This window comes from Amycolatopsis stemonae (assembly GCF_054781455.1).
This window is the reverse complement of the sequence record NZ_BAAGUJ010000006.1, coordinates 218,732-231,231: the sequence shown is the minus strand read 5'-3', so window position 1 is coordinate 231,231 and position 12,500 is coordinate 218,732. Positions and strand designations below refer to the sequence as shown.

General features: G+C 69.2%; 9 protein-coding genes. 2 read left to right on the top strand and 7 right to left on the bottom strand.

The features are described 5' to 3' along the window. The 4 genes from ACYVLJ_RS23790 to ACYVLJ_RS23775 all read right to left on the bottom strand — a co-directional run bounded on the left by ACYVLJ_RS23790 (position 1) and on the right by ACYVLJ_RS23775 (position 7,607). Positions 1–1,860 (bottom strand): hypothetical protein, encoded by a 1,860-nt coding sequence (locus ACYVLJ_RS23790; RefSeq protein WP_460440349.1) that lies wholly within the window; start codon positions 1,858–1,860, stop codon positions 1–3. A gap of 114 nt (positions 1,861–1,974) precedes the next feature. After that, entirely contained in the window at positions 1,975–3,207 is a 1,233-nt protein-coding gene (locus tag ACYVLJ_RS23785; protein WP_460440348.1) for a hypothetical protein, read from the bottom strand. Continuing rightward, complete coding sequence (locus ACYVLJ_RS23780; protein WP_460440347.1) at positions 3,204–6,146, bottom strand: DEAD/DEAH box helicase; 2,943 nt, start codon at positions 6,144–6,146, stop codon at positions 3,204–3,206. The genes ACYVLJ_RS23785 and ACYVLJ_RS23780 overlap by 4 nt, the downstream gene beginning before the upstream one ends. Before the next feature lie 24 nt (positions 6,147–6,170). Continuing rightward, positions 6,171–7,607, bottom strand: a complete 1,437-nt coding sequence (locus ACYVLJ_RS23775; RefSeq protein WP_460440346.1) for an SEFIR domain-containing protein — start codon at positions 7,605–7,607, stop codon at positions 6,171–6,173. Between the two features lie 212 nt (positions 7,608–7,819). Here ACYVLJ_RS23775 and ACYVLJ_RS23770 point away from each other — a divergent pair, with 212 nt between their 5' ends. Continuing rightward, positions 7,820–9,040 carry a TIR domain-containing protein gene (locus ACYVLJ_RS23770; protein WP_460440345.1) on the top strand — a complete coding sequence of 407 codons (1,221 nt, stop codon included), beginning with the start codon at positions 7,820–7,822 and terminating at the stop codon, positions 9,038–9,040. On the opposite strand, the gene ACYVLJ_RS23765 is transcribed toward ACYVLJ_RS23770, so the two are convergent. Further along, on the bottom strand, positions 9,037–9,387 hold the full coding sequence (locus ACYVLJ_RS23765) for an ArsR/SmtB family transcription factor (RefSeq protein WP_460440344.1): 351 nt from the start codon (positions 9,385–9,387) through the stop codon (positions 9,037–9,039). The two genes, ACYVLJ_RS23770 and ACYVLJ_RS23765, sit on opposite strands and share 4 nt — an antisense overlap. A gap of 54 nt (positions 9,388–9,441) precedes the next feature. Between ACYVLJ_RS23765 and ACYVLJ_RS23760 the strand changes: the two genes are divergently transcribed. Next, complete coding sequence (locus ACYVLJ_RS23760; protein WP_460440343.1) at positions 9,442–10,416, top strand: cation diffusion facilitator family transporter; 975 nt, start codon at positions 9,442–9,444, stop codon at positions 10,414–10,416. Here the strand turns inward: ACYVLJ_RS23760 and ACYVLJ_RS23755 are convergent. Continuing rightward, positions 10,413–11,609 (bottom strand): MFS transporter, encoded by a 1,197-nt coding sequence (locus ACYVLJ_RS23755; protein ID WP_460440342.1) that lies wholly within the window; start codon positions 11,607–11,609, stop codon positions 10,413–10,415. The two genes, ACYVLJ_RS23760 and ACYVLJ_RS23755, sit on opposite strands and share 4 nt — an antisense overlap. Then, a complete protein-coding gene (locus tag ACYVLJ_RS23750) occupies positions 11,606–12,382 on the bottom strand; it encodes a DeoR/GlpR family DNA-binding transcription regulator (protein WP_460440341.1) in 777 nt (258 codons plus the stop codon). The genes ACYVLJ_RS23755 and ACYVLJ_RS23750 overlap by 4 nt, the downstream gene beginning before the upstream one ends. Positions 12,383–12,500: the final 118 nt, after the last annotated feature.

The window sequence follows — 12,500 nt, the reverse complement described above, 5'->3', positions numbered from 1 at the left end:
CTATTCGCAGCCGACCACCACCAGGTCGTCCCAGAGGGCAGTCACCGTTCGCCGCGTGCTGTGCAGCAGGTTGTCCAGCAGGGCGAGACTGCATGTGTCACGATTCGACCGGCCCGACTCGACCGCCTCACGCGCGTCGAGATAAGTGGCTTCCAACAGATGGGGCTGCACGACCACGACCTTGGTCCGCGCTGTCGCCGCTCGGCCACGCAGCCGATCGACGAACTCGGCGCTGGTCGTCCGCTTGCCGTCGCACCACGCGGCAGGACTCGCGATCCGAGGCACCGCCAACCGGTTGATCAAGATTTCGTTGTGGAGCTGACGGATGTTCTTTTCGGCCTGGCTCACAACCTGTTCGAAGCGGGTTACGGCAATGCGCCGAGTGGTCGTGAGGCTTCCTGCCGCCTTGACGTGAATAGCGGTCAAGGTTCCGTCGGCCGAGAGATGCAGAAAGTCCGCGATCTCGCCGGCACCGTCGTCACAGAGCAGCCAATCGTGTGCATACTCGCGGGCGACCCACGCGAACAAGGACTTGTCCCCGTTGCGGCCGATCGCGTCATGGATCGCCTGGTCACCACGGGCGGCAGGCTTCTCCTTGTTGATCGTGAAGCCGGTGAAGTCCCGGAAGTCGAAGTTCGGGAACGGCGTCGTCACGAGCGGCTGCTTGAAGACCTGGTGGCCGGTGAAAGCGTGACCGGACTCGTAGTACACCGTGAGCACGTCGCCCTCGGCGACCGCGTCCCTGATCTGCCGGGCAACGGCCTCGGCCGAGGGATCCCCCTGGTACCGCACGTCGAGGCTGACCGCGCCGCCTGCGTCGACCGGCTTGATCAGCAAGGTCCCGGCCACGGCATCGTCGAACCCGACATCTACCTCGGCGGTGGCCGAATCCGCCGTTCCCCGTACCTCGATCACGGCCGTGCGCAACAACTCCGCGCGTTCGACCCGGTCTTCGTCGGCGTCCGGTTCGCCGCGGACCTGGTCCGGATCGGTGACCATGACGTCGAAGGCGCCGCGCACCCGGCTCAGGTCGGTCTCCCGAACCGCCAGCTCGGCGAAGGGCGGCTCGGGCTCGTCCTCGGCGACCAAAGCCTTCTCGAGAAGGTCGAGGGCCTCGCCAGCGGCTGCGAGGAACATCGGGAAGTAGGAGGTCCGTTTCCACGACAAACGCGACTTGTCGGCGGACACGGTGAGAAGATCGCGGAGGACGGCGCCGTCGTCTTCCGGCAGGTACACGACCTTCACGGCCGTCAATGCGAACGTGCTGTCCTCGATCGTGGTGAGTGTGTCCTGAACCCGGAGACCCGAGACGGCTTTGCTGTCCGGCTTGGTCGTCCGCCGACGGTGCATTCCACGGGTCCACAACATCCTCCCGTCGCCGCGGAACGTATTGGTCAGCACGTCGGCCGGGAGGTAGCGGAACGGCGCGGCCTGACGGTGGATCCATCGCGCGATCTGCGCCTCGCTCGTGATGCCTGTACACACCGCTACCAGTCGGCGCCTTCGCACCGCGATGGTCAGCTGGTTGCTGACATCGACGAAGCCCGAGTCCTTGTCAGCCCAGGTGGGCGGACGGCTCACCTCGCGGGCGATGCCGTACAGATCGTCGAAGCCCAGGTCACCCAAGATCCCCACGTCTTCAATGGAATCAGGGGATGCGGCCGTGATCTCGGCTCGGATCCGGACCCCCTCCGAGTGACCGCGATCACGCGCTGTCCTGCGCAGGAACCGAGCCAGCGACTGAAAGCCCGTTTCGAGGTCGTCACCGACGCATTCGAGCACCGTGATCGTCAGAAAGGGACTCACGTCGACGAGGCGGAGTTCCGGTGGTTCCTCGTTGCTCTCAAGACCCGTGTTCATGGTTCGCAGACGCTAGCCCGCAGAATGCCGAAATCCAACGGAATCCGGCCGGCTTCGCGAAGCTGGCGTGGAAGTGTCAACTCGCGCGAGTCGACCGGGGCGGGCAAATCCCGGTCACGACATCGACACTTCACCGTCCAAAAGGTCACTGAGCCGAGATGCCAGGCTGCGCCGCCCGGCCTTCAGCGCCAGCTCACGAAGCTCGACGAGACCCATTTCGCGCAGGTCGAACTGGTTCGCAATGCGAGCCATCCAGTTCTTCGCCTGAACCACATCGCCGCTCGTCCGGCGACCGAAGTAGACGTCGCTTCGCTCCAGCAGTGCGCGTTCACGGGCGTCTCGCTCCACGCACCAGACGTGTACCAGGTCGGTCCGCAAAACCGCGAACGATCCCATCTTCGCGAGGGGCACGCGTCCCTTCGGCTGGAAGCACTCGGCCGGCAACACGACGCGCCATCCACCTTGCGGCGTGCGCACAGCGGGATAGTCGTCGAGGCCCCGGCGCCGCAGCCATTCGGTGATCCGGGTTTCCACGCGCGCCGCACTCTCGGCCTGGGCGTCCGACTCGAGCACCCCGGCGATCTCCGGGGTCGTTTCACAGAGGCTGCTGAGATCGGGATCCGCGACGTCGGAGGCCTGGCTGTAGACCAGGTGCCGGACTCGTCCGCGGGGATCCAGGGCTCGCACGACGAATGTCGGCAGGTAGACGAGTTTCTCGCCGAGACTTTCCGGGTGGTCGATCCGGACCGGCAGGTTGTAGTGGTCGCGGTCGGCGCGCGCCGTGAGTTCGGCCAGTGCTTCGCGTCGGAACCCGTGGGTGCTGTGCAGCATCCGGAAACTTCGATATCGCTCCTCGGCTGTCGCCGCCGGGATCTCGTGGGACGTCAAGAAGGTCGCTACGCCGGAGTCGTAGTGCGGGCGGCTCAACGGCCACGATCGGAAGGCGTCGAAGTACAGTTTTCGGCGGTCCTCCCGCTCGACGACGTAGCACACCTGGTCCCGATGGGAACGCCGGCCGAGCTCAGTCAGCGCGAGCCTGCCGCCGGCTACCTCGACGTGCCCGATCGCGTGCAAGACCCGCAGCGCCCGGTCGACCAAGGCGTGGTCCAGAGCGAAAAACGCGGCCAGTTCCGCGGTCGTTCCCAGCCCCGCTTCCACGATTCCCCGCTCGAGATACCGATCGATCAACGCATACGGCCTGCCGTCGGTCGTCGTCGCCTTTACCTCGACCTGCCAGATCGGCAGGAGAACGGCCAAGATCCGAACCGGCGTCAGGCCGTGACCGTAGGCCACGTCCTCCAGGGCGCGCTCCTCCGGATAGGGCATCAGCTTCTTTCGGCCGTTCATGAGGCACCGCCTCCCGGCCGGAACTCGTTCAAGAGACGACGCATCTCCTGGTACGGACGGACATCGCCCGTCGCGGCGACGTGGTCTCCCAAGGAGCGCGCCAGCCGGCGAAAGTCCGGGTCACTGGCCTTGCGGAGCATTGCGAGGTCCCCGACCAGCACCAGCTGCTGCTTGGCGCGGGTGAACGCCACGTTCGCCCGGCGCAGTTCGCGCAGGAAGCCGACGTTCCTCGAGTTGTTGCTCCGGGTGAAGCCGTAAAGGATCACGTCACGTTCCCCGCCCTGGAACGAGTCCACGGTCCCCACGTTGGTGTCGATGGCATCTTGGTCGGTCATCTCCGCACGGAGCAGCTGCTTGATCAGTTTCACCTGAGCGGCGTATGGAACGATCAGAGCCCATTCCTGGTGCCGGCCGTGGTAGAACGCCGCGAGTTCCGTGAGCATGCGCGCCTCGGCGTGGTTCACCGAACCACCCGCCAGGCGGGGATCCCATTCCGTTGCGGGGGTTTCGGCTCTGTGCGCCTCGGGCAGGCCTGACGTGTCGACATAGGCCAGCGGGCTCGTGAACAGAACATCGTCGTGGACTCGATCCACCATGGTCGTGAGAGTCCGGTCGTAGAACGTTTCCGAGATGAAGTCCGCGATCACCTTCGGCATCCGACGCTGCTGGCGAAGCTGCACGATGTGGCTCTGCGGCAAGCACTCCACCAGGACCTCGAGCGCACTCTTCGTGAGAAGATCCCGGACGGCGGAGTCGGCGTTCTCCTTCGCCCAGGCTTCGAGCTCGTCGTCGACGAACGGCGGCAGCTGGCGATGGTCACCCACCAGCACCGTGCGTTCGGCTCGCACGAGGGGAACCAGCAGGTTGTTGACGCTGATCTGGCCGGCTTCGTCGACAATCGCGAGGTCGAACTCCACCTCGGCGATCTCGGAGCGTGACGCCGCCCCGATGCACGTCGCCCCGATCACGTCCGCGTAGCGAATCAGCTCCGGGTAGAGCTGTTCGACAGCACCGGAAGCCTCTTCGTGCCACTCCTCGAGCAGCCGCGCGCGAGCCTGCAACAACGGTAGGCGAGAACCGAGCCAGGCGTGCAGCTGGGTCAGTGCTGCCATCGTCGCCGCGGCGTGGCCTTCGTCGGGAGTATCCGGCAGGGCTTCCACGGGCCCGAGCGCCGCTCGGGTCGCATGCGCGGCCCGCGACGCTTCCGTTTGGTGTTCCTTCGTCCGGCGTGCGCTTTCCTGAAGGGCGTGGAAGGCCGCTTGCACCTCAGGGATCTCCCTGGTCGCGATGTCCAGCAGATGTTCCGCCTGCCGGACCTCACAGCGAAGCCCGTCCGCGACCCGCACCAGACCGGCCAGTTCGCCTTGCCCGGCTGCCAGCAGGCGAGCGCGCCTCCGTGCCAGTGCCGCGGCCAGCCCGGCGAAACCCGGCCACGCCGACCGGGAACTCGCTCGTGCGTCTCGGCGGGCGAGACGGTCCAGGCGGTGCCGCCGTTTGCCTACCTTCGCTTCCTGCCGGGTCACCGCAGCCACCGCGGCGTCGACGCGTTCTTGCGCGGGTCCGCCGGCGCGGCGTCGTGCGGTCGCCAGTTCGATACCGGCTGTCCTTTCCGCCTCGATCGCGGTCCCCAGTTCCGCAATCCGGCGACCGAGCTCGGTCGCCCATTGCACGGCAAACGGGAGGCTTTCGTACTTCGTGCGGGACGCCGCTGTGGCGCCCAGGACTTCCGATCGCAGGTCAGCGGCCAGTCGTTCGAGCAGGAAGTGCCGACCGGCCGGGTCGACCTTCCCCTCGTTTCCGACGCGGACGACGACTACATCTTTCGGCAGTTTGGCCAGGACGTTGTCGACCGCTCGATTCGTGTGCGACGAGACCAGCACCGGGCCCCGTTCAGGCGTCAGCGCGCACGCGCGAGCGATCTGGCTGATCGTCCGGGTCTTTCCGGTGCCCGGCGGGCCGAGCACGACCAGCATGTCGGTGCTCGCGAGCGCGTTCCGGAACGCCGCGAGCTGGTCCTCGTCAAGCTCCTCGCCCGGCATCCCCGGGGCCGCCCGGAACGGACGCACCTGGTGGTCGACGAGCACGGAAAGCAGCGATCGATTGCGGGTCTGCCCGGCCCGCAAGCGTGCGACCGCCTCCCGTTGTTTCGCGAAGACGACATCGCTCGCCGTGAGCTCGAGCTCTCCCTGTTGCGCGAGTCTTTCCCAGCTGATCGGCTGGTCGAAGCGGACCGTGACCTCGTTTCCCTCGGTCCTGGTCACCTGACCGCGCTGCGCCGGCTCTCCCCGCAGCTGGACGAACCTGTCGCGATCCGGAACCTGCCCGCCCACGATCCGGAAGACGTAGACCGACGAACCGCTGTAGCGCCACTCACCCACCGACTCCACGGCGCGGTACGGGTAGGTCGGCGTGTCTTCCGCCCGGCTCTCGGTGAGCTTGCGGTCGGCCTCGATCAGCTCGTCCAACCAGTCGAGGAACTGTGCGTGGCCAGGCACCTCACGAGGTGGCGGCTGCGCCTCCTGCGTTCTGCGCAGCGTCTCCCACGCGGCCGAGATCCGCCGCCAGTGCGCCGATGACCGGTCCGGGATCTGGCGACGGTCGAAGACCAGGTGCCAGTTCGCCCGGAGCAGGAGGCACCCGTGCGCCAACCGGTCGTGATCCTCGAGCCGCAGCGGGTTTATCGCGGCGATCGTGTAGGCGTCCCCGTATGGGGTGGCGAACAGCCGAACGACGTAGGTGTGGGTGTAGAGGAGCAGACTCCAGTCGCCGCCCTGTTTGTACGGCTCGCTGAGCCTGGCAGGCACCCCCTCCGGCCGCCCGCGCAAGTCCGCGGCCACCTGACCGACGCCGGACGGCAACCCGGAGTGGTCCTTGGCCTGCTGAAGCAGCTTCGCATCGAGCGCCTTTCCCGGCACGAGGACCACCCAGGGCAGGTCCACAACCCGTAGCAAGCGAAACACCCCTCATTGACGATGATCACGGACCGCCCGAAGAGCCTCCGCGAGGGTCGGCATGCCGGGGCGTGTTGACGGGTCGGTGGCGAGCGCGGCGTCGATGGCATCGGCGGTTCGCGCCGGAAGTCCGGCGCCGAATCCGCGGACCGGCAGCGGGATCGCCGGGTCCGGCGGAGATCCGGTGACCAGGTGGTAGGCGACGGCAGCCACTTGGTGGACGTCGGTCCACGGACCGACTCGGCCGGCGCTGCGAATCCGCTGCTCGGCGGCCCGGTATGGTTCCGCCCCTTCCCCCGGCCGGAAGGTCGTCGCGGCCAGCCCGAGGTCCCGCAGCGCCATCCCGCCGTCGTCGAACCGGATGAGACTTGCCGGAGTGAGCAGCCGGTGCGTCGCACCACGGCTGTGCAGGATCGCCAGGGTCCGGCAGAGACCCGCCAAGCCGAGCAGATTCTGGCGGGCGCGCCAGCAGTCGACGGCTTCGCCACGATGCGGGATGAAGGCGGCGAGGGTTTCGGCGGGTCCGCCGCCCGGCTGCGACCTCGGCCAGCCGAGCACGGAGGTCACGACACCGCCCTCGTCGACCAACTCTTCGACCTGCGGAAATCCCTGGTCTTCGGAGCGAAGCCGGCCAAGGAGGTCGTGCTCACGGGTCAACGCGGCCGCAGCGGCCTTCGCGACGGCCGTTTCTTTCCGATGCTCGACTTGCCGCACCCAGACGTGCTCATGGGGCGGCCCGATTCGCAAGGCGCGCGCTTGGCGCACGATCGCCGCGAGGTCCTCGCTCGGCCGCGTCTCGAGCGTGCCGCCATGGAGCAGATACCGGTTCCCGCCGATCTCGACCTCGGCTTCCGCCGTGAGAATCGACGTCGTCCGCATCGTCTCCGCCGGCGATCCAGCCACGATCGGGACGACTCCGGGCTCCGGCGGGACGAACGGAGCGAGCGCGGGCATCTCGTGGAGCGGAGTACCGGTCAATGCCGACAAGAGACCTCCAACACCGGTAAGTGTCAGCTCAGGTACGGCGTAGTGGGTCGTCGAATGGCCGCACAAGCACGCGGGGATCTCGCCCGCGATGTGGCCGGGAAGCAGGACCGGCAGTATTCGCCGCGTTTCCCCGGGCAAGTCCCGAACGAGGTCGTCGCGGAGCATGGCGGCTTCGAGGTCGGTCGTCCTCCCCGCCGCCGAGGTCACACTCCCGTCGACTATGCGCCGGTACTGAGGCGACGCGATGGCGAACACGAAGTCCGCCCGGCCGAGCTGGTCGATCGTCCACGACACCCAATCCCGCCTGGCGTCCGTGTACCAGACGTCCAAGTGAGCGTCGACACCGGCTTTCTCCCGGAGGAACGTCGCGAACTCACGGACCGCTTCGCCGTGCTCCACCGAATCGTGGGCGTAGGACACGAAGACGCGGGGCCGGTTTCCCGCCGTTTCCGGTTCCGCCACCGTCTGCCCTTCCGATCGTTCCGCCGCAAGATCACGGCGGCCTGGACCCTCCCACAATGATCACCGGGCTCGCGGCCGTTTGAGGAAACTGTCAGGTATTTGTCGTCTTCCCGTTGGTCATCACCCGCACCTGCGTGCGACCCGACGCCACGTGCGTTGGTATCTTTCCGCTTGGACGATGCCGCCCAGCGGCCGAGCACAGAGGATTCCGGATGGCACAGGCGGACCGGTACGACGGTCACGAACCCGGCGATCACCCCAAGGTCTTCGTTTCCTACACCCACGACAGCGAGCAGCACCGTGAGCTCGTGCTGATGTTCGCCGACTTTCTGGTGAGGCACGGCATCGACGTGACCCTCGACCGGTGGGCGACCGGGAAACGCCGGGACTGGCAGACCTGGATGACCCGGAACGTGACGGAGTCGGACTACGTGCTGGTGATCGCGTCCGAGGGATATCGGCGGATGGGCGACGGGCTCGGGCCCAACGACCGGAACCTCGGCGGTCAGGCCGAGGCCGCACTACTGCGAGACCTGCAGCAAGGCGACCGCGAGAAGTGGACCGCGAAGATCCTTCCGGTGCTCCTGCCCGGTCACGACAAGGGCGAGATCCCGATCTTCCTGCAGCCCAACGCCGCCGACTGGTACGAAGTCACAGCGTTCACACCGGAAGGCGCGGACTCCCTGCTGCGGCTTCTGACCGGGCAGCCGCTCGATATCGCGCCGACACTCGGTCCTCGGCCGATTCTGCCGCCACGCTCCGCCCCCGCGAGGACGCAATCAACCCGGACCACCCTTTCGAATGAACTACCGGTCAGCTGGCGAGCGGACATCCTTTCGCGGCACTACCAGCCACAGAGTCCTCTGGTCGAGGTCCATCTGGTCCCGGCTGAGCCTTTCGCTCGCTACGGGGTGGTGCAGCTCGAACGGATTCCTGAGGAACTGGCCGCCTCCGGCAGGTCCGAGCGGCTCTTCACCCAGGCGCAATCCGTCTCCATCGATTCCTCGGCTGACGCCGCTTGGGCACTCACCACGGATTGGCGTGCGGGCGAGGGCGGCCTCGCGGTGCTTCGAGGCGGGCAACGCACATGTTGGTTCGCTCTGCCCAAGGCAACCATCGGCTGGATCCTCGACCGCGACGATCTGGCGGTGAAGATCGCCGACCGGCTCCGCCTGCTCTTGCAGATCGACCTTCTCCTTCCGGAGAGTTTCGCGCCTGCTGTCGCCCTTGAACCGGTGGGCATGACTCGCCTCGCAAGCCTGGCCGAGGCCTCCGCGAACAGCGCTTCCTTGCCCATCGGTGCGCCGCAGCGAATCCGGGTCGGAACCGAAGAGGCGTTCCCCGTCGAAGAACTGCGCCGCTCGGCCGAGGAGGTGGCCGAGGAACTGGCCGCACGGCTGGCGGTCGGCTTGAAGCGCGGAGCTGTCGGCTAAGGGCCGTGGGCGTGCTCGGCGGGCAGGTCGCGGTCCAGGTGGTCCGCGTGGTGCAGGGCCTGGGCCAGCAGGCCGCGCACGTGGTTGTCCGCCGCCGAGTAGTAGACGAACGTGCCTTCGCGGCGGCCCTTCACCAGGCCCGCCAGCCTCAGCTTCGCCAGGTGCTGGCTGACCGCCGTCGGGGCGGCGCCCGCCAGTTCTGCCAGGCACGCCACCGAGGACTCGCCCTGCAGCAGGGCCCAGAGGACCTTGATGCGGGTCGGGTCGGCCAGCAGGCGGAACGACTCCGCGGCCAGGTGGACCTGCTCGTCGGTGGGCATGTCGAACTCCGGCAGCGACGCGTGCATGGCAATTACCCTACTACTTGCGTATCTGCGTGTGTGCGCAGATAGACTCGCAGCATGACCGACGAGCACCACGGGCACGGACACGGGCACCGGCCCTCCTGGCGGCACCGGCTGCGCCACGCGTTCACGCCGCACAGCCACGACTCCGCCGACCGCGTCGACCACGCCCTCGAAACCAGCCGGCGCGGGCTGCGCACGCTCGGGTGGTCGTTCGCCGCGCTGCTGGTCACCGCCGTCGCGCAGCTGGCGCTCGTGCTGGTCACCGGGTCGGTCGCGCTGCTCGGCGACACCATCCACAACTTCGCCGACGCGCTGACGGCCGTCCCGCTCGCGGTCGCGTTCCTGCTCGGCCGGCGGGCGGCGACGCGCCGGTACACCTACGGTCTCGGCCGGGCGGAAGACCTGGCCGGCGTGGTCGTGGTGCTCGTCGTCGCGGCTTCCGCGGTCGCCGTCGGGTACGAGTCGGTGCGGCGGCTGCTCGACCCGCAGCCGGTCGGGCACCCGTGGGTGGTCGCCGCCGCCGGGGTGGTCGGCTTCGCCGGCAACGAACTCGTCGCGCGGTACCGCATCAAGGTCGGCCGCGAATCCGGCTCGGCCGCCCTGCTCGCCCACGGCCTGCACGCCCGCACCGACGGCTTCACGTCGCTGGCCGTCGTCGCCGGGGCGGCGGGCGTGGCGTTCGGCTTCCCCGCCGCGGACCCGATCATCGGGCTGGGCATCACGGTCGCGATCCTGTTCGTCCTGCGCGACACGGCGAAGGAGGTCTTCCGGCGCCTGCTGGACGCCGTCGATCCGGCGGCCGTCGAACTGGCCGAGCGGACGGCGTCCGAAGTGGACGGTGTGCTGGGCGCCCGTGATCTCCGGATGCGGTGGATCGGGCACCAGCTGCGGGCCGAACTGGCCGTGACGGTCGCGGCGGAGCTGACCGTCGGGCAGGCCCACACGCTCGCGCACCAGGTGGAACACCGGCTGGTGCACACGGTGCCCCACCTGGCGGCGGTGACCGTCCACACCGAACCAGTGCCCTAACCGCCGACGGGTTCCTCCACCGGCGCCGGCTTCGGGCTCAGCACCCCGGCGAACACCGCCGCCAGGACGCACAGCACCACCGGCAGCGCGAAGGTGACGTTCAGCGGCATCCACCGCGTGAGGCCGCCGATGAGCGCCGGGCCCGCGAGCAGGCCGACGTAGCCGAGCCCGACCACGCGAGCCATCAACGCGCCCGACGCGCGCGTGTCCAGGTTGCCCGCCGCGGTGAACAGCTGCGGGACGCCGCCCGACAGGCCCAGCCCGAACAGCGCCCAGCCCACCAGGGAGACCGGGACCCACGGCGCGGCCGCCGCGACGGTCAACCCGATCGCGGCGAGGGTCGCGCCGTAGCGGACGATCGCCGCCGGGCCCGCCCACGCCGCGACGCGGTCGGTCAGGAAGCGGCCGGTCGTCATCGCCACCGCGAACGCGCCGTAGGCCAGCGCCGCCGTCGAGGCGGACGTGCCGAGCACCTTTTCCATGTGCAGTGCGGCCCAGTCGTTCGCGACGCCCTCCGAAAGCATCAGCGCCAGCGCCAGCAGGCCGAGCAGCCACACCACGCGCCCCGGTGTGCGGCGGCGGGCCGCCGGCGAAGGCTCCGACGACGCGACCTCCGCGGGGGGTTCGGACGGCTCCATCAGGAACCGCGCCGAGGCCAGGGAAAGGACCACGCACAGCAGCCCGGTGCAGGTGAGCGTGACGCCGGTCGGCACGCCCGCGCCGAGCGTCGCCGCGCCGATCACGGCGGCGAACGCGCCGCCGATCGACCACATCGCGTGGAACGCCGCCATGATCGGGCGCGGGTAGGCCCGCTCCACGACGACCGCGTGCGCGTTCATCCCGACGTCGATCGCGCCGTTGCCGAACCCGAACAGGATCAGCGAAAGCCCCAGCGTCCACCACGAGTTCGCGAACCCCGGCGCGCACAGGGCGAGGCCGAGGAACACCCCGGCCGCCGGGACCAGCCGGCGGTGGCCGAGCCGGTCGACGAGCGGGCCGGACACCTGCATGCCCGCGAACGCCGCGCCGCCGAGCACCAGCAGCAGCGCGCCGAGCGTGCTGTGGGAAATGCCGGTCTGGCGCTCGACGTTCGGGATGTGCACGACCCACATGCCCATCCCGAACCCGTTGAGGGCGAAGAACATGAAGGTCGCGAACCGGGCGGCGCGCGGGTGGGACGGAGCGGTCGTCATCGGCTCTCCAGGGGGACGGCGACGTGGACGAGCACGCCGAGGTCGGCCAGCGCGGCACGCTGGTCCTCGGGCGCGCCGGGGTCGGTGACCACGACGTCGGCCCGGTCGGCGGGACAGACGTGGGCGAGCGCGGCGCGGCCCCACTTCGCGCCGTCGGCGAGCACGATCGCGCGCGCCGCGACGTCGAGGGCCGCCCGCTTGACCTCGGCGTCGCCGAGGTCGAAGGCCGTGAGCCCGGAGCCGAGGTCGAACGCGCACGGGCTCAGCACGGCGACGTCGAACCGCAGGGCGCGCAGGGAAGCCAGCGTCAGCGGCCCGACGAGCGCCTGCTCCCCCGGCCGCGGTTCGCCGCCGGGCAGCAGCAGCCGGACTCCCTCGTCGTCGGCGAGTTCGCGGACCGCGTGCAGGGAGAGCGGCATGACCGTGACCGCGCGGCCGCGCAACAGCCGGGCCAGCTCCAGCGCCGTGGTGCCGCTGTCGAGGACGATCGTCTCGCCGTCGCGGATCAGCTCGGCGGCCGCGGCCGCGATGGCCCGCTTCGCCGCCGTCTCCGCCGTGGCCCGGGCCGCGAACGGCGGCTCGATCCCCGACGGCGACGCGGGGACGGCCCCGCCGTGCACCCGCCGCAGGACACCCCGCGACGCCAGGTGGTCGAGGTCGCGCCGCACCGTCATCTCCGACGCGCCGGTCGCCTCGGCCAGCTCCGCGACGGCCACCTGGTCGGCGCCGCGCAGCCGCTCCACGATGACCCGTTGCCGTTCCGCGCTCTTCACGTCGCGATGCTCGCAAGCCGCTCGCGTTCGCACAACCGATTTGTTCGACCGCTCACGTCGCTTGTGCGAAACACCGCTGCAGCATGATGGTGCCGTGCACGCCGCCGAGACCACCGCG